16 protein-coding genes are annotated in these 17637 nt (G+C 68.4%); 10 read left to right on the forward strand and 6 right to left on the reverse strand.

Annotated elements, in window-relative coordinates; all coding sequences use genetic code 11:
• Positions 1 to 170 precede the first annotated feature (170 nt).
• From IRT45_RS11135 to IRT45_RS11165, 7 genes are all read left to right on the forward strand, one after another.
• Positions 171 to 1781, forward strand: coding sequence for a DEAD/DEAH box helicase (locus IRT45_RS11135; RefSeq protein WP_194805812.1), 1611 nt, complete (start codon positions 171 to 173; stop codon positions 1779 to 1781).
• A 26-nt stretch (positions 1782 to 1807) separates the two neighbouring features.
• A complete protein-coding gene (locus IRT45_RS11140; protein ID WP_194805779.1) occupies positions 1808 to 3025 on the forward strand; it encodes a PQQ-binding-like beta-propeller repeat protein in 1218 nt (405 codons plus the stop codon).
• Between the two features lie 56 nt (positions 3026 to 3081).
• Positions 3082 to 3714 carry an acid phosphatase gene (locus IRT45_RS11145; protein WP_228534150.1) on the forward strand — a complete coding sequence of 211 codons (633 nt, stop codon included), beginning with the start codon at positions 3082 to 3084 and terminating at the stop codon, positions 3712 to 3714.
• Complete coding sequence (locus IRT45_RS11150; protein ID WP_194805781.1) at positions 3711 to 4190, forward strand: GNAT family N-acetyltransferase; 480 nt, start codon at positions 3711 to 3713, stop codon at positions 4188 to 4190. The genes IRT45_RS11145 and IRT45_RS11150 overlap by 4 nt, the downstream gene beginning before the upstream one ends.
• A gap of 93 nt (positions 4191 to 4283) precedes the next feature.
• Positions 4284 to 4625 (forward strand): YciI family protein, encoded by a 342-nt coding sequence (locus IRT45_RS11155; RefSeq protein WP_194805782.1) that lies wholly within the window; start codon positions 4284 to 4286, stop codon positions 4623 to 4625.
• An 8-nt stretch (positions 4626 to 4633) separates the two neighbouring features.
• A complete protein-coding gene (locus IRT45_RS11160; protein ID WP_309240895.1) occupies positions 4634 to 5947 on the forward strand; it encodes a sigma-70 family RNA polymerase sigma factor in 1314 nt (437 codons plus the stop codon).
• A 59-nt stretch (positions 5948 to 6006) separates the two neighbouring features.
• Entirely contained in the window at positions 6007 to 6600 is a 594-nt protein-coding gene (locus IRT45_RS11165; protein WP_309240896.1) for a GNAT family N-acetyltransferase, read from the forward strand.
• Here the strand turns inward: IRT45_RS11165 and IRT45_RS11170 are convergent.
• A complete protein-coding gene (locus IRT45_RS11170) occupies positions 6582 to 7028 on the reverse strand; it encodes a hypothetical protein (RefSeq protein ID WP_375540086.1) in 447 nt (148 codons plus the stop codon). The two genes, IRT45_RS11165 and IRT45_RS11170, sit on opposite strands and share 19 nt — an antisense overlap.
• 92 nt (positions 7029 to 7120) lie before the next feature.
• Here IRT45_RS11170 and IRT45_RS11175 point away from each other — a divergent pair, with 92 nt between their 5' ends.
• Together IRT45_RS11175 and IRT45_RS11180 are read left to right on the forward strand one after the other, a co-directional pair.
• A complete protein-coding gene (locus IRT45_RS11175; RefSeq protein WP_194805784.1) occupies positions 7121 to 8146 on the forward strand; it encodes a diacylglycerol kinase family protein in 1026 nt (341 codons plus the stop codon).
• Positions 8147 to 8380: 234 nt separating this feature from the next.
• Positions 8381 to 8635 (forward strand): WhiB family transcriptional regulator, encoded by a 255-nt coding sequence (locus IRT45_RS11180; protein WP_030516005.1) that lies wholly within the window; start codon positions 8381 to 8383, stop codon positions 8633 to 8635.
• 191 nt (positions 8636 to 8826) lie between these two features.
• Here the strand turns inward: IRT45_RS11180 and IRT45_RS11185 are convergent, their stop codons facing one another.
• From IRT45_RS11185 to IRT45_RS11200, 4 genes are all read right to left on the reverse strand, one after another.
• Complete coding sequence (locus tag IRT45_RS11185; protein ID WP_194805785.1) at positions 8827 to 10341, reverse strand: sensor histidine kinase; 1515 nt, start codon at positions 10339 to 10341, stop codon at positions 8827 to 8829.
• A gap of 53 nt (positions 10342 to 10394) precedes the next feature.
• Complete coding sequence (locus IRT45_RS11190; protein ID WP_036504493.1) at positions 10395 to 10610, reverse strand: biotin/lipoyl-binding carrier protein; 216 nt, start codon at positions 10608 to 10610, stop codon at positions 10395 to 10397.
• A gap of 112 nt (positions 10611 to 10722) precedes the next feature.
• On the reverse strand, positions 10723 to 12876 hold the full coding sequence (locus IRT45_RS11195) for a molybdopterin oxidoreductase family protein (RefSeq protein ID WP_194805786.1): 2154 nt from the start codon (positions 12874 to 12876) through the stop codon (positions 10723 to 10725).
• Between the two features lie 77 nt (positions 12877 to 12953).
• Positions 12954 to 13748, reverse strand: a complete 795-nt coding sequence (locus IRT45_RS11200) for a hypothetical protein (protein WP_194805787.1) — start codon at positions 13746 to 13748, stop codon at positions 12954 to 12956.
• Between the two features lie 452 nt (positions 13749 to 14200).
• On the opposite strand from IRT45_RS11200, the gene IRT45_RS11205 reads away from it, so the two are divergent.
• Positions 14201 to 15658 carry a wax ester/triacylglycerol synthase family O-acyltransferase gene (locus IRT45_RS11205; protein WP_194805788.1) on the forward strand — a complete coding sequence of 486 codons (1458 nt, stop codon included), beginning with the start codon at positions 14201 to 14203 and terminating at the stop codon, positions 15656 to 15658.
• Between the two features lie 24 nt (positions 15659 to 15682).
• Here the strand turns inward: IRT45_RS11205 and IRT45_RS11210 are convergent, their stop codons facing one another.
• Positions 15683 to 16630, reverse strand: a complete 948-nt coding sequence (locus IRT45_RS11210) for an alpha/beta hydrolase family protein (protein ID WP_309240902.1) — start codon at positions 16628 to 16630, stop codon at positions 15683 to 15685.
• Between the last annotated feature and the right edge of the window lie 1007 nt (positions 16631 to 17637).

The raw sequence follows: 17637 nt of genomic DNA on the forward strand, positions 1-17637 counted from the left end.
CTTTGCGCCGCGCTCGGACAGCGATCCGGGTGGCGAGAGTGCAGGTGGAAACCGCCGGAAATGTGGTGGCCCGGAAATCCGGTCCCAATCCACCCTCGTGCGCGCTGGATGCGATCAACACGAGGAAGGCACGAATCCTGAGCAAGATCACCGTCGAACAAGAACCGGGGTTGGCGGACACGCTGCTGACAGCGGAACTCGACTCAACCCACACCACTCCGACATTCGCCGAATTGGGCGTTCGCCCCGAAATCGTGCGCGCTCTCGGCGAGATCGGAATCGAACACACTTTCGCCATCCAGGAGCTGACCCTCCCCCTCGCGCTGGCCGGCGACGATCTGATCGGCCAGGCCCGCACCGGTATGGGCAAGACCTTCGGATTCGGCGTACCGCTGCTGCACCGAATTTCCACCGCCGATTCCGGCACCACGGCATTGGACGGCACTCCCCGCGCTTTGGTCATCGTGCCGACGCGGGAACTGTGCGTCCAGGTCACCCAGGATCTGGAGAATGCCGGTAAATATCTGAGCAATCAGCAGGGACGCCTGCGCGTCACCTCGATCTACGGCGGCCGCCCCTACGACGCGCAGATCGCCGCGCTGCGCGAGGGCGTCGACGTGGTCGTCGGCACCCCGGGCCGCCTGCTGGATCTGGCCGAACAGCAGCATCTGATTCTCGGCAAGGTCGGTGTCCTCGTGCTCGACGAGGCCGACGAAATGCTCGACCTCGGCTTCCTGCCCGATATCGAGCGCATTCTGTCGATGGTTCCCGAACAGCGTCAGACCATGCTGTTCTCGGCGACCATGCCGGGCCCGATCATCACGCTGGCCCGTACATTCCTGCACAAGCCCACCCATATCCGGGCCGAGGAACCCTCCGATTCCGCGGTGCACGATCGCACCGCGCAATTCGTCTACCGCGCGCACGCGCTGGACAAGAGCGAATTGATCGCGCGGATCCTGCAGGCCGAGAGCCGCGGCGCGACCATGATCTTCACCCGCACCAAACGCACCGCGCAGAAGGTCGCCGACGATCTGGCCGACCGCGGTTTCGCCGTCGGCGCGGTCCACGGCGATCTCGGTCAGATCGCGCGGGAGAAGGCGCTGGAGAAATTCCGCAAGGGCAAGATCGACGTGCTGGTCGCGACCGACGTCGCCGCCCGCGGTATCGATATCGACGACGTCACCCACGTCGTGAACTATCAGTGCCCCGAGGACGAGAAGACCTACGTGCACCGCATCGGCCGCACCGGCCGGGCCGGGCGTACGGGTGTCGCGGTCACACTGGTCGACTGGGACGAGCTGCACCGCTGGGAGAGCATCAATTCCGCACTGGGCCTGGGCATTCCCGAGCCGGTGGAAACCTACTCGCGCTCCGAGCATCTGCGCAGCGATCTCGGTATTCCGGAGAACGCGACCGGCACCGTGCGGCGCGCCCCCGCCCGCGAACCGGATGCGGTCGTGGAAGAGCGGGAGGCACGCCAGCCGCGCAAGCGCAACCGCCGCCGCACCCGTGGCGGCAAGGCCGTCGACACGGCCGAGGGCACCACGGGCGAGTCGGCCGACTCGGCGACGGACACCGCGGAAAGTGCTGCGGCGCAGTCGGTTCCGGACGATCAGCCCGCGAGCGACGCGACCGAGGGTGACAAGCCGGCGCGGCGCCGCCGCCGCCGGCGTCGTAAGCCCGCCGCGGAGGCCGGCGACACCACCGGCGGTGCCGACTCGGCAGCCGAGTCCGGTAGTGCGGCAACGGGTGGCGATCACACTGCCGCATCGGCCTAGTCGCCGGATCGGTTAGTCTCGCTGACGTGCTCGCACCCGAGCGGCGGACGCGCGCCGACCTCTATGCCGCAGTCGCGATCGCCGTTGTCGTGGCGATCGCGGGGGTTGTCGTGTGGTCGACGAGCGACGCCCGCGGCACCGAATCCGATCCGGCGGCACATCCGGCCTCGGTGGCGCCGGTGGCCGATCGGCTGCCGGACACCCTCACCGAACGATGGCACGCCCCGGACGGCGTCGCCGCGCGGGCATTGACCTCGAGCGGCGTCGCCATCACCGGTGACGGCGGCACCGTGCGCGGCCTCGACGCCGCCACCGGGCGCGAGCTCTGGAAGTATCAGCGCGATCTGCCGCTGTGCGCGCTGGAGAGCCAATTCGCCACGGTGATCGCCACGTATCGCGATCCGCGCGGTTGCAGCCAGACGACGATGCTCGGCGCGGAGGACGGGCGCCGGCGCACCGCGCGCAGCAGCTATATGGATTCCCAGGTCCGGCTGTCCACCGACGGCACCTACGTGCTGGCCCAGGGTCCGCGCCGGCTGGAGGTGTGGCGGTCGGATCTGGTCCGCACGCTCGAATACGGCTACGTCGACGCGCAGGTGAACCCGCACACCCAGCCCCGGCACGACTGCACGCTGCTGTCGGCGGCCTCGGGCGGCAGCCGCCTGGCCGTGCTCGAACGCTGCCCCGACGACGCCGCGAACCGGCTGACGGTGCTGAATCCGGCGCCGAAGGACGCCTCCGCTCCGGAGGAGTACGGCTCGCACGTCCTGACCGAACCCGGCGCCGCGGCCGCCGACGCCCGCGTCGTCGCGGTCTCGGACAACCGGATCGCGCTGTATCTTCCCGGAACCGACGCCGCGCCACCGGAATTCGCGATCTACGATGCCAGCGCGAATTCGCTTGCGGTACATCGTCTCACCGCGCCGATCGCGGACAACAGCACGGTCACCCGGCTCGGTTCCGCATATTTCGTCTTCACCGGCAACAGCGTGATCGCGTTGAGCGCGAGCACCTTCGAGCCGCTGTGGACCGCACCGGACGCCCTGGGCGCACCGGCGATGATGGCGGGCAACGTCCTGGTTCCGGTCGCCGACGGTATCGCGGCGCTCGATCCGGGCAGCGGCGCCCAGCAGAAGCGGATCCCGTTGCGGCGCAGCGACTATCACGGGGAGCCGATTTCGCTGGCCGTGAGCGGTCCGATGGTGCTGGAGTTGCGGGGCGGCCGGCTCTACGGAACCAGCTGAGCCCACGCCTCGGTCCGTCCGCCGGGCCGCCCGCGCGGTGCGGCATGATCGAAATCATGAGTGCATCGGACAGGGACTATCGGCTGGTGCTGCTGCGGCACGGCGAGACCGCGTGGTCGGCGGCGCGCAAACACACCGGGCGCACCGATATCGCGCTCACCGAACGCGGCGAAGCGCAGGCCCGCGCCGCCGGGAAGGTCGTGGCGGGACTCGGCCTGAGCGATCCGCTGGTACTGACCAGCCCGAAGCAGCGCGCCGTGCGCAGCGCCGAACTGGCCGGGCTGCCCGATCCGCGCATCGACGACGACCTGGTCGAATGGGATTACGGCGACTACGAGGGCCTGACCACCCCGCAGATCCGCGAAACCGCGCCGGGCTGGACGGTCTTCACCGGCGACGTCCCGGGCGGTGAATCCGCCGATGCGGTCGGCGCGCGGGCCGATCGGGTGCTGGAATCGGTGGCGCCCGCGCTGCGGATACGCGATGTGGTGCTGGTCGGGCACGGACATTTCTCCCGGGTGCTGATCGCGCGCTGGGCGGGGTTCCCGGCCCGGGAGGGACGGCGATTCTTCCTGTCCACCGCCGCGATCAGCGTGCTCGGTCACGATCACCAGGCCGCGACGATTCTGGCGCACAATATCGTGGCGCCCGAGGCGAGCCGAGAATCAGACACCGAGGCGAGCCGATGATCCGCCGCGCCACGCCCGAGGATGTGCCCGACCTCGTCGAACTCGTCTACGACCTCGCCGACTACGAGAAGGCGCGCGAACAGTGTGCCTTGACCGCCGCCGACCTGCACACCGCCCTGTTCGGTCCGGCGCCGGCGCTGTTCGCCCATGTCGCGACCGTCGATGGGCGGGTCGCCGGATGCGCGATCTGGTTTCTCAATTATTCGACCTGGACCGGTAAGCACGGCATCTACCTGGAAGATCTGTACGTCCGGCCGGAGGCGCGCGGTCGCGGCCTGGGCAAAGCGCTGCTCGCCGAACTGGCCCGCGAGGCCGTGGCCAACGGGTACACCCGGGTGGATTGGTCGGTGCTGGACTGGAACACGCCCTCGATCGAGTTCTACCGTGGGCTGGGCGCGGCGGCCCAGGACGAGTGGACCGGGTTCCGGCTCGCGGGTGACGCGCTGGCGCGGCTCGCCGATTCCGGAAAATCCTGAGAATTCTGCGCGCCGGTGTCGATTCCGCGGCGGGGTGCGCGTCGAAGAGTTGAATGGCTCGAAAGGCGGGCCACCCACTCGGAGGACGAAACCATGTCGCAATATCTGATCCTCATCTACCAGGACGAGCGTGCCGTGGCCGAACCGGAGTCCGGCGGCGCGATGGCGGACAGTCACCGGCAGTTCGGCGAGGCCCACGCGGCGGCGCTGCGCGGCGGAAACGCCTTGCACCACAGTCACACCGCCACCACTGTGCGGCCGGACGGCGCCGGTGACTTCGTGATCACCGACGGCCCGTTCGCCGAGACCAAGGAGCAGCTCGGCGGCTACTACCTGATCGAGGCCGAGGATCTCGACGCCGCGATCGCCATCGCCCGCCGCGTGCCGATGGGCTCCGGGGGCGTGGAAGTGCGCCCGGTCCTCGAATTGAGCTGAGCCGCACCGTGCTCGACGACCACTCCCCCGACCCGATCGACCGCTCCGCCGATCGGGTCGCCGCGGCGGTGGCCGACGCCCATCGACGGGAGTGGGCGTTCGTGCTCGCGTCGACCGTACGGGTGACCCACGACCTCGAGCTCGCCGAGGAATGCGTCCAGGACGCGTACGCGCAGGCGCTGGTGCGATGGGCCGCGGACGGAATTCCGTCCCGGCCCGCGGCCTGGCTGACCACGGTGGCGCGCAATCGCGCACTGGATCTGCTGCGCCGGCAGTCCACCGCGCGCCGGGCGCTGCCACTGCTGATCGCGGACGAGACAACCACCGGGACAACAGATTTCGATGCCATCGATCCATACGATCCGCAGTTCCCCGACGATCGCCTGCGACTGATCTGCACCTGCTGTCATCCGGCGCTGGCCCCGCAGACCCAGGTCGCGCTCACCCTGCGACTGGTCTGCGGGCTCACCACGGCCGAGGTCGCGCGCGCCTTCCTGGTGGCCGAGCCCACGATGGCCGCGCGGATCACCCGCGCCAAGAAGAAGATCGCCGCGGCCCGGATTCCCTATCGAGTACCGGCGCCGGCCGAACTGCCCGAGCGCATCGAGGCCGTGCTGGCGGTGGTGCATCTGCTGTTCACCACCGGGCACACCGCACCGTCGGGCGACGACCTCATCCGCCGCGATCTGACCGAACGCGCCCTCGATCTGGCGCGGATGCTGCACGGTCTGCTGCCCGAGGACCCGGAGATCGCGGGCCTGCTCGCCCTGCTGCTGCTCACCGACGCCCGCCGCGCGGCGCGGGTGACGTCCGGGGGCGCCATGGTCGCGCTGGCCAATCAGGATCGCGCGCGCTGGGATCGGGCGGAGATCACCCAGGGCATCGCACTGGTGCGCTTCGCGCTGGAACGGCGGCCGGGCCGCTATGCGCTGCAGGCCGCGATCGCCGCCGTGCATGCCGAGGCGCCCAGCTACGCCGCCACCGACTGGCAGGAGATCCGCGGGCTCTACGACGTGCTGATCCGGATCTGGCCCTCGCCGGTGGTGGCGCTCAATCGAGCCGTCGCGATCGGGATGACGGGCGGTCCGGCCGCCGGGTATGTCGAGCTCGACGCCCTCGCCGCCGAACCGCAGCTGGCCGGATACAGCTACCTGCCCGCCGCACGAGCCCACTTCCTCACCGAACTCGGGCGGTTCGACGAGGCCCGGCTCGCCTACTCCGAGGCTCTGCTGCTGACCGAGAACGCCGCCGAGCGCGATTTTCTCGACCGTCGCCTGGCCGAGGTCGACCGGCGCGCGTCCGGCCGCCACAATGGCCGCTGAGGCGGCGTTTCGCGCGGTCGCGGGCATAGGGTGGACCGATGGATGTGACCGTTCGTCCCGTGACGGAATCGGAAGTGCCCGAACTGGCCCGCGTGCTCGGTCTGGCGTTCGACGACGATCCGATCATGCGGTGGTGCATACCCGCCGAACGCTCCCGGCCCGTCCGCGCGGCGACCATGTTCGGCGTGCTGATCCGGCATCTGTACCTGCGGCACGGGACGGTCGACGCGGCCTTCGACGCATCGGGCCGGATCGTCGGGGGTGCGGTGTGGTCGCCGCCCGGGCAGTGGAATTCCTCCGACGCCGATCAACTGCGAATGCTGCCCGCGCTGGCGCGTGCGTTCCGGCTGCGGCTGCTCTCCGTGGGGCGGATGTCGGATCGGATGAGCAAGGCGCATCCGCACGAACCGCACTGGTATCTCGCCATCGTCGGCACCGATCCCGCGGTCCGCGGCAAGGGGTACGGGCACGCGCTGCTGGCGCCGCGGCTGGCGCACTGTGACGAAACCGGCGCGCCCGCATACCTGGAATCCAGCAAGTTCGCCAATATCGCCTATTACGAGCGCTACGGCTTCGATCTGCGCGGCGAACTCGACGTCACCGGCGGCGGACCGCCGCTGTGGCCGATGTGGCGTCAGTCCGCGGCGTCGTAGGCCTGGGCCATCCAGCGCACCGACGGCGGCGAGAAGATCAGGCCGAGGGTGACGAGAGCGAGCAGCCCGACCGGAATGCCCAGTTCGAACCGATGCGAGCTGAGCATGTACCAGGCGGCGGGCAGCAGCAGCACCTGCGCGATCACCACGATGGCCCGGCCCCAGCGCTTTCCGCGCAGTAGGCCGAGGCCGGCGGCCAGCACCGCGCCGGCCAGGATGACGAACCAGGCGGCGGTGCCGTAGGCCGATTTCGCGGAGGTGTCGGCCGACGTGATGCCCTGCACCACGAGCACGATCGCGATGATCACCCCGATCAGGCCCTCGAGCGTGGCCAGCGCTCCGGCCGCGCGCACCGTGCCCGGAGTCGGGTCGGTCGCGCCGCCGGTGGTGCCGCCGGTGCTCTCACTGTCCGCGTTCTGCTTCGCCACCCGCCCAGCGTAGAACCGCGCGAACCGGGCCTCGCACCCGTGGTCACCTCCGCGGCGGGATTCGCCGGCGATCGCTCAGTAGGCTGCTCAGGGTGCGGACGCTGTTGATCGTGAATCCGAATGCCACCTCGACCACTCCGGCCACGCGGGATCTGCTCGCCCACGCGCTGGAGAGCCGCACCCAGCTCATCGTGGCCCACACCCAGCATCGCGGCCACGCCGCCGAATTGGCGCAGTGGGCGACCGATGCCGAGATGGACCTGATCGTGGTGCACGGCGGCGACGGCACGGTCAACGAGACCGTCAACGGATTCCTCCCGCTGCCGCGACCGAGCGCGTCCGCATCGGACGCCGTCGGCGCCGCGGAATCGGCCGCCGCGCAACGAGCGGGCACCTGGATCCCGCGGTTGGGCGTGATCCCGGGCGGTTCGGCGAACGTGTTCGCGCGTTCGCTGGGTATCGAGGCGGATCCGGTGGCCGCGACCAATCAGCTCATCGACCTGCTCTCACTCGACGGCGGCGACGCCCACGCCGGCGATCGCCGGATCGGCCTGATGGTCGCCGACGGCCGCTGGTGCGCGTTCAGCGCGGGCGTCGGGTTGGACGCCGACGTGTGCGAGGCGATCGATCGCAGCCGCGCCGCGGGCCATGCCGCGACGCCGGCCCGGTACCTGCGCACCACGGTCCGGCAATTCTTCCGGGCCAAGCGGCGCGAGCCCGCGATCACCGTGCGTGTTCCCGGCCACGATCCGGTGCCGGGCGTGCATTACGCCTTCGTCACGAACACCAGTCCGTGGACCTATCTGGACAGCACTCCCGTGCGCACCAATCCCGGGACGACCTTCGAACGCGGACTCGGTGTGTTTGCGATGCGGACGATGGGGGTATTGCCGACACTGTCGGTCGCCAGGCAACTCCTGGCGTCCGACGGAGATCCGAAGGCCCGCAATTTGTTTCGCGTCGACGATGTATCTTCGGTGCGAATCGAAGCCGACGACGAGGTCGGCCTGCAAATCGATGGCGACTTCATCGGCCGCCGCAACGTGGTGGATTTCACCTCGGTGCCGGAAGTGCTCGAAGTGGTCGCTCCCGAGCCGGATTCCGCCCGACACAACTGAGAAACCTCGCAGTTGCGCTGCGGAAACCCGCACAAGCGAGTACAAAGGACTCCGCAGGCCCGGCTTTTCAGGGCTTTAGAGCGTGAGCTTCCCCACGGTGCACCCGAAGGCTATTGACATCTACGGTGTTCGTGAAAGCATTCACAAGCAACCGTGCGGAAACATTCGAGACGCACAAGTGAACGGACCACAAACCAGCGGCGCCTTACGGCGCCCATGCAAAGGAGCAGAGGAATGGACTGGCGCCACAAGGCCATCTGTCGCGACGAGGACCCCGAGCTGTTCTTCCCGGTGGGTAACAGTGGTCCGGCGCTCGCGCAGATTGCCGATGCCAAGCTGGTCTGCGCCCGCTGCCCCGTGACCGCCGACTGCCTGTCCTGGGCCTTGTCCTCCGGACAGGATGCCGGCGTGTGGGGTGGTATGAGCGAAGACGAGCGCCGGGCGCTGAAGCGGCGCAACGCCCGCACCCGCACTCGCAGCGTCGTCTGAGACGCGCGGCGTTACCGGCCTGTAGTAACCGCACAGCCCGACCGGTAACGCATTTCGGCCCGGCACCGGAAAGGTGCCGGGCTTCACTGTTTTTGTTGCCGGATTGTTTTCCCGCGCCATTTCACATAACCGTTCGACAGCGATTCGGACTTATCCGATTTCCGCGACTCGCGTGTGCGTGAGGCGCCGTTTCAGCGCGCGTTGCGGCGACCCAGCGGCACCCGCAGCACGGCGTCGGTGCCGATATCGGCGCCGGGATGCAAACCGATCGAGCCCCCGAGTTCCGCGGTCACCAGAGTGCGCACGATCTGCAATCCCAGCCGATCGGAACCCTCGAGGCTGAATCCCTCCGGCAACCCGCGTCCGTCGTCGCTGATGATGACATCCAGCCACCGCGCCGAACGCTCGGAACGTATTGTGACAGTGCCGTTTTCGCCCGCGTCGAAGGCATGCTCGATGGCGTTCTGCACCAATTCGGTCAGCACCATCACCAACGGGGTCGCGCGTTCGGCCGAGAAAACTCCCAGCGAACCGTCGCGGCGGACCTTGATGCGCGCGGTGTGGACGGTCGCCACATCGGCCATGATCGGCAGCAGGCGATCGACCACCTCGTCGAGGTCGACCTCCTCGTCCACCGACATCGACAGCATTTCGTGCACGGAAGCGATGGAGGTGACGCGGCGCACCGATTCGGTGAGCGCCACCCGGGCCTCTTCGTTCTCGGTGCGGCGGGCCTGCAGGCGCAGCAGGGCGGCGACGGTCTGCAGGTTGTTCTTCACCCGATGATGGATCTCGCGGATGGTGGCGTCCTTGGACAGCAGCGCCCGGTCGCGGCGCTTGACCTCCGTGACGTCGCGGACCAGCACCGCGGCCCCCGCCAGTTCACCGTGCGGGCGCAGCACCAGCGTGCGCAGCAGCACCGTCGCGCCGCGCGCCTCGACCTCCATCCGGCGGCCCGATTTGCCGGCCAGCGCGGCCTGGATGTCGCTGACGACCTCCTGCGCGTCGAACGGATCGGTGATCAGCGAGCGGGTCGACTGGGCCAGATCCTGGCCGGCCAGCTCGCTCTGCAGGCCCATGCGGTGATACGCCGACAGCGCGTTCGGGCTGGCGTAGACGACCAGGCCGGCGGTGTCGAGGCGGATGAAGCCGTCCCCGGCGCGCGGGCTGGAATGTGAGCCGGTGCGGTCCTCGAGGGTGGGGAAGGTGCCGTCGGCGATCATCTGACACAGATCGTCGGCGCAGCTCATATAGGCGTGCTCGAGGCTGCCGCGGATCTTCGAGCGCTGCATATCGGTATCGCGGCCGAGCACGGCGATGACGTCGGTGCCGCAGCGCACCGGAATTCCCTCGCGGATGACCCGCGCGGGGGTGGGGTGGTAGACGCCGGTGGATTCGCCGTCACCCTCGACCCGCACGATCTCCCCCGAACTCAGGGCCTGGAAGATCTGCGGATGTTCCTGGCGCGACGCCAGCGATCCGACCAGATCGTCGGGCTGGACCGTCTGGGCGGTGGTGGGCCGGCATTGGGCGACGCAGACCACGTCGGCCCCGTCGGTCACCGGGCCGATGCCGACCCACAGTTGCAGATCGGCGAACGACAGGTCGGCCAAGAGCTGCCAATCCCCCACCACGCGCTGCAGATGATCCACCGCCGCACCGGGGAGATCGGTGTGTTCGGCGAGCAGATCACTAAGAGTGGACACGGGAACAAAGGCTACGGCACCCGCCCGTGAGCCGAAGTGGTGTCGTGGCGAAGCTAGGAAATGACGGCGATCAGATCGCCCTTCTGCAGGACGTCGCCGGGCTTCACATTGATCGAGGCGACGGTGCCGTCCGCCTCGGCCACCACCGGGATCTCCATCTTCATCGATTCCAGCAGCACCAGGGTGTCACCTTCGCGCACCGCCGCGCCCTCGTGCGCGACGATCTGGAAGACGGTGGACACCATCTCCGCGAGCACTTCCTCAGCCATGACACCCTTCCGGTCGATCGGCCCGTATCCGCTGACGGTACAGCCAACCACATCCGTACCGAGAGCGTTCGATCGCTCGAAAGATACCGGGCCGTAGGCGCTGTCGCGCCGGTTATGCGGTGGTGCTCACCTTGACCCAGGTGTTGTTGACGGCAGCCGTGCCGGACAGCGGGTCGACCAGTGCCGGGTCGTGGAGGAGGTTGACGTTGGCGCCCGGGAGGGAGGCGGCGACCCGCCAGCCGACGCCGGGTTCGCGGTGGCCCCAGCCGTGCGGGATCGCGACCGTGCCGGGGCGGATATCGTCGCCGACCTCCAGGGTCACCACGATCGAACCGCTCGACGAGGTGACGGTGACCGGTTCGCCGTCGGCCAGCCCGCGCGCGCCGGCGTCGGCCGGATGCATGAGGACGGTGCAGCGATCGCGGCCCTTCACCATGGCCGGGACGTTGTGCAGCCACGAGTTGTTGCTGCGCAGATGGCGACGGCCGATCAGGCGCAGATCGAATCCGTCGGCTCCGGCGGACGGAGTCGCCGGCAGGTCGGCGAGCAGCTTCGCCACCTCGGCACGGAAATCCTGCGGCGCCAACCGGACCTTGCGGTCGCGGGTGCCGATCAGCGTGCGCAGGCGGGGGCGCAGCGGCCCGAGATCGATGCCGCCCGCGGAGGCGCGCAGCTTGGTGACGGTCAGGCCCGCCCGGCCGCGGCGCAGCACGCCGTACGGGCCGGCCGCGATGCCCAGCGCGGCCAGCCGCACCGGCGAGAGGCGTTCGAACACCGCGTTCAGCATCCGGCCGGTGAGGCGTCGCGCCGGCAGCGGCACCACCTCGGTGACCAGCCGCGCCATGATCTCCCAGTCCTCGAGGCCGTCGGCCGGCGGCTCGAACACCTTGGCGTCGTAGCGCAGATTGTTGCGCACGCTGAACACCGGGAACAGCAGGTTGACGTCCTCGCGCTCGAGCTGGGACACCGGCGGCAGGATGATGTCGGCGTGCCGGGTGGTCTCGGTGACATACATGTCCACGGCCACAAAGAAATCCAGCGATTCCAGCGCCGCGTCCAGGCGCCCGCGCTGCGGCGTCGACAGCACCGGATTGCCGGCGTAGGTGACCATCGCCCGGATCTGCCCGGGGCCCTCGGTGAGAATCTCGTCGGCCAGCGCCGCCACCGGCAGTTCGGACCGGAAGGACTTGTAGCGGCCCGAGCGGTCGGTCCACGCGCCGTGGCCCATCGACAGATATTTGCCGTACCGGGCGGCGTCGACCGGCGCGGTCGCGAACATCTGCCCGCCCGCCCGGTCCAGATTGCCGGTCACCGCGTTGATCGTGTTCACCAGCCAGTGCGTGAGTGTGCCGGTCACCTGCTGGCATACGCCGATCCGCGCGTAGAGCACGGCCGAGCGGGCCGCGGCATGGTCGCGGGCGAATCCGCGGATGGTCTCGGCGTCGACACCGGCATGCGGGGCCGCCAGTTCGGGCGTGCACTGCGCGACGGTCTCGCGCAGTTCGTCCCAGCCCGAACAGCGCGCACGCACGGCCCGCTCGTCGCACAACTTCTCGTCGATCAGCACATTGAGCACGGCCAGCAGCAAATAGACGTCACCACCCGGGACGACCGCGATGTGCCGGTCGGCCAGTCGCGCGGTCTCGGTGCGGCGCGGATCGATCACCACGACCGTGCCGCCGCGCTCACGCACCCGCTTGATGCGCTGCTTGGCATTCGGCATGGTCGTCACCGACCCGTTCGACACCGCCGGATTCGCGCCCAGGATCACCAGCCGGTCGGTGCGGTCGATATCGGCGACCGGCATCAGGACATTGGATCCGAACATCCGCCAGGCCGCGAACTCCTGCGGGAGTTGATCGATCGAGGAAGCGGAGAAGAAGTTGCGGGTCGCCAGCGCGACCCGCAGCAGCACGCCGTACAACACCGAAGAACTGTGTGCCGCAGGGTTTCCCAGATACATGCCGATCGCGCTCGGACCGTGCTCCGCGCGGATCCGGCGCAGCCGCTGGCCGATCTCGCGGAACGCTTCGTCCCAGCCGATAGGCTCGAACCGATCGCCGACGCGGCGTACCGGCGTGCGGAGCCGATCCGGGTCGTGGTGCAGCGCTCCCATTGCCGTGGCCTTGGGACAGATATATCCCTCGGACAGCACATCGTCGGGATTTCCCTCGATCCGGACGACGCGGTCGCCTTCGACGGTGACCCGGATTCCGCAGTGCGCCTCACACAGGGTGCACTGTCGAGAAACAATGCGAGTATCCATGGCACATCCTCTCACGCGCGGGGCATCTCGCAGCGTACCGGCGCCCGCGGCATCGGTACAGCCCCGCCGGATCGGCGTTACCGCCCGCGGATTTCATAGAGCAGGGTGCGGCCGTCACGGATGACCGTACGCACGGACTGCTGGTAGGTCGTGTGGCCGCCGTCGGGCCGATGCTCCTCGATATCCACATCGAACAGATCCGGCTCGCGCGTGGTGATGTGAACGCAGTACGTGGTCCCGGGCGGGATCACGGTGTCGATCGCCTGCTGCAGACCGTCGGCGGCGGCGACGTTGACGGTATCCGGGGCGACGAAGGCCTGAGCCCGCACACCGCTGCGCTCGGTGTAATACGAATACTCGAATCCCAGAATGGAATTCGGCCCGTCGGTGACGCCACCGGCACCGTTGCCGACGACGATGCCGTCGTGCGACTCGGCCGGGCACGCCGGAGTCTGCGGCGCGGTGGCCGGGGCGGATGTTTCGGCGGATCCGGCCGGGGCCGAGCTCGTCGCGGTCGCGACCGCGGCGGCGGTACCAGGTTCCTCGCGCGTGGCCGTCACCGCCAGCGCGATTCCGCCACCGGCGAGCGCGACCACGGCGGCCGCGGCGGCGATCCACGGCTTGCGCCGGCGGGGCCGGCGCGGCGGCCGGGTGGACGGACCCAGTGCGAGCTGGATGGCATCGGGATCGATCGCCCATTCCGGGGACTCCGGCGGCCGCCGGACTATGCGCGGTGGCGAGGCCGCGGGACGCGAATCGCGCAGCGGGGGCGGCTGCGGTGGACGGGGCGGCGTGAACCAATCGGCCGAGCCGACCGGCGGGCCGAACGGTTGCGGCACGGGTCCGGGCGGCCGGTTGGATTCAGAACTCATCACATCCCTCACGCCCGCTGCTGTCCCGCCGGGAAGACGATGCCAGTACTTGCCCCACCGCACAACCGGAAGCCGCCCCCAGCGCTGGGAGGTACTCCTTGCCATCGACGCGCAACCTTGGCTACGGACAGTCGCCTGAGGCGCTGACGGCAATCATGCGGAGAACGTGTCGACCGCAACCAAAGTAATGCGCAATAGCTATTACTATCTGGAATCGATGCTCTGCTGACGCCGCCCCGGCGTGACCGCTCCGGACCACCCCGTCTCCCGCGCGCTCCGAAATTCCTCCATTCATCGCATCGGATTCATACATTTTTCGACCGTCGCGCATTTCCGCACCGGATTTCCCTACCGCCATCGCCGCATCGGTCGCCGCGACTGTAGACTCCGCCGCGGAAGAAATTGTGCGGACATATTCTCGCCCGCCGCACAATGGCCGGTCAGGAGTAATCATGACGACGACAACGGTCCGCGCTGCGAGCAGCGGTCTCCACCTCACTGCCGAACAGCTGACGCCGCGCGATGCGGTATTCGTCTACGACGAGTTCGAGCGGCACCCGTCGAATATCGTCGCCGCCTATGTCTTCGCCGGTGCGGCGGAACCGGAAGGCCGGTCGGTGAGCCGGGCCCAGGTGCGGGCCTGGATGCGGGAGCGGCTCGGTTACGCATCGCTGTTCCACCGCCGCGTGGAACGTGTACCGGGTGACGTCGACCTGCCGTACTGGGTTCCCGACCCCGGCTTCGACATCGATCATCACGTGACGATCGAGGAGCGCGCGTCGTGGTCCTGGGCCGAGGCGCGCGCTCGCCTGGCCGACATCGCCGCGGCGCGGATGGATCTCACCCGCCCGCCGTGGCAGCTGTACCTCTTCGACGGTGTGCGCGGATTTCCCGGGACCGCCGATCCGGTGACGATCGTGGTGCTGAAGTTCCATCACAGCGTCGGCGACGGTGTGGCCACCCGCGAACTCGAACGGAAACTGTTCGGCACCACGGACACTCATCCTCCGCTCCCTACGACCGATCGTCGCTGGTCGCAGCCGGGCGCGCTGATGCGCGCCGCCGCCGTCACACCGTATCGATTCACACGTTTCGTCTCCGGCGTGGCCCGCACGCGCGCGGCGGCACGCACGGTAGCAGCCAAGGCCGCGGAAAACCTGCTCCGCGAACCGATTCCGCTGCGGCCCGCCACGCGCTTCAATCGCCGCATCGGCACGGCACCCGTCTTCGATCTGGTCACCCTGCCGCTCGCACAGGTCAAGGCGGCGACAGCTGCCTCCGCCGAGCGGGTCACGGTCAACGACCTGCTGCTGTCGGTCGTCTCGGGCGCTCTGTCGGCCTATCTTGCCGAGCAGGGCGAGACGCCGTCCGCATCGCTGGGCGCGATGGTGCCGATCTCGATGCGCGAACTCACGCAGTGGAATTCGGCGAATCAGCTGTGCCAGATGTCGGTGGACCTGCACACCGATCTCGCCGATCTGCTGGAACGCCTGTACGCCATCCGGAACTCCGCCCGGGAGGAGAAGCAGCGCTGGGCCGATCCGGCGGTCATCGCCCGCGAGAGCCGTATGCAGACCTCACCCGCCTGGCTGTTGCGCCTGGCCGGATGGGCTCGCGCGCAGCGGGTTTTCGATGAGGTCGACACGGTGCCGCTGTCCAACACCACCGTCAGCAATGTGCCTCCGGTCGCGGACCGTCTGGAATTTCTCGGGGCACCGGTGATCAGCGTCTTCGGCGTACTCCCGATCATGGACGGCGACGGGCTGCGGCATCTGATCACTTCTCAGGGCGATCAGGTGGTGATCGCGGTCAGCTCCGACGCCGACATGCTCCCGGACCCGGCGCGGTACGGCGAACTGCTGCTGCGCTCGTTCCGGGAGCTGAGTGAACGGCTCGCCACACACGGGTGACGGACCGCGCGGCGGCGGAGCGGCTCAGTTCGCGCCGATCGCCGCCGCCATCATCGGCCAGGATTTGTGCAGGTCGTCCTGCCAGTAGCCCCACGAGTGGGTGCCCGCAGGATGGAAGGTGTAGGTGATGTCCGTGCGTCCGAGTTCCCGGGTGCGCTCGGCGAGTTTGGTCGTGCAGTAGTTCGCCGCCGATTCGATCCCGCCGCCGAGCAGGACCTGATTGGCCAGTACCCCGGTGTTCGCGCGCACGCTCGGGTCGGCGAGACTGTCGTGCCGGCCGGGGAGTCCGCTCGCGCTGGAGATGTACATCGGAATCCGCGGCAGCCGGTCGGCGTGCAGATACGGATCGTGTGCCTTCCAGCCCTCACCTCCGACCGGTCCCCACATATTCGTCGCATCGCCCTTGCCCAGGCTGATCACCAGGCTGACGAACGACTGGCCGAGCGGATCGCTGGTCATCGCGCAACCGCTGTAGGCGGAGACGCTTCGATAGAGCGCCGGGGCCTCGATCGCCAGATCCAGCACCGAAGTACCGGCCATCGAGATGCCGGCCAGCGCATTGGCGCCGGTGGTGCCGAAGGCCGAATCGATCACGGGCGGAAGCTCGTCGGTGAGGAAGGTGGCCCACTTGTTCCGGCCGTTGTTCTTCAGTTTCTTCGCCAGGCCCGGGTCGTCGCGCTCCCAGTCGGTGTAGTAACTGAACGCGCCCTCCATCGGGATCACCACGTTGACGTGTTTGTCGGCGAAGAAGTCCGCGGCATCGGTCTGCGCCAGCCAGGTCGCGGCGTCCTCGCCACCGCCGGCGCCGTTGAGCAGATACAGCGTGGGCGCCGGGGTACGGGAGTCCTTCGCGGGCAACACTTGCAGCGGGATGTCGCGATCCATCGCCGGCGAATGGACGCTGATCCGGAGTACACGCCCGGGGCCCGGGGTTTCACCGACGATATGCGCCGCGGGAGCGGCCGAACCGATCGGCGCGACCGACGTCCACAGCAGGGCGGCCGCACCGAGATATGCCACCAGCCAGGCGATCCCGCGCACCGCGCCGGCCCTTTTACCGCTCGACACCACAACCACCTCTACACAGCACTGTGGGGGCGCACCCGGTTCGAGTGAGCCCCCACCATCGACGACTGGATTATTTTCCGGCGGCCGGGGTGCCACCACTGAGGGTGATGAGCGCATTCACGATGGTGGTTCCGACCGAACCGGCGCTCTGCGTGCCCATTCCCAGAATATCGATGAGCGATCCCATACTTTTCTCCTAAATATCCGTGCACCGAGTTACCGCGCGCAACTCGATGAATACGAGCGTTTTCGTCGAATTACTTGACGATGCTTCCGAGCGAACCGAGGAAGGTTTCCCACAGCCCGTCACCCGCAACTGCGGAACCCAGGGCCGGAATCAACGCGGTAAGCAAGTCGCCCATCGAACCCATCGATGAATCTCCTTTGTGAGCGTGTTCAATCGCCTCTCAGTCGCCGGAATCACGCCTGAGAGTTATCGGTCACGGCCGGTACCGGTTAGTGACCGAGGCAACATATCAAGCGTCCACTTTTCAAGCAAGCACCTCCTCTAAAACCGGAAGCCGCTTCACTACCGCTTTGTAGCTATTTTCCAGCAACTTCCAGACAGAATCGGTTACCTCGAACCGGAACCGAGTCCGCCGCGCACACCGCACGCCAGTCGGCGAGTTGCCTTGCTCGACAACACGTTTCAATTCCGATCGGAAGTTTCAGCTTTCGCGGAACCGAGTACAGGGTGCACCCGCGACATCGCTCGCCGGCCTCGACCGGTCCGCGAGACACTTCGTTTTGCTAGGAAATTTTTTTCGGAACCCGCCGGAGACACGACACACCCCGGGAATCGGGCGCACAACGCCGCTCGAGACCGGTGATCCCGGCCGCGCCATCCGCGAACCGGAACTGGAACTGGAGTTCTCGGGGGTGTGATCGACGACTGTCACCGGGCGGCCGGT

The sequence above is a fragment of the Nocardia sp. BSTN01 genome (assembly GCF_015354405.1).
In the GTDB taxonomy this organism is placed as follows: Bacteria; Actinomycetota; Actinomycetes; order Mycobacteriales; family Mycobacteriaceae; genus Nocardia.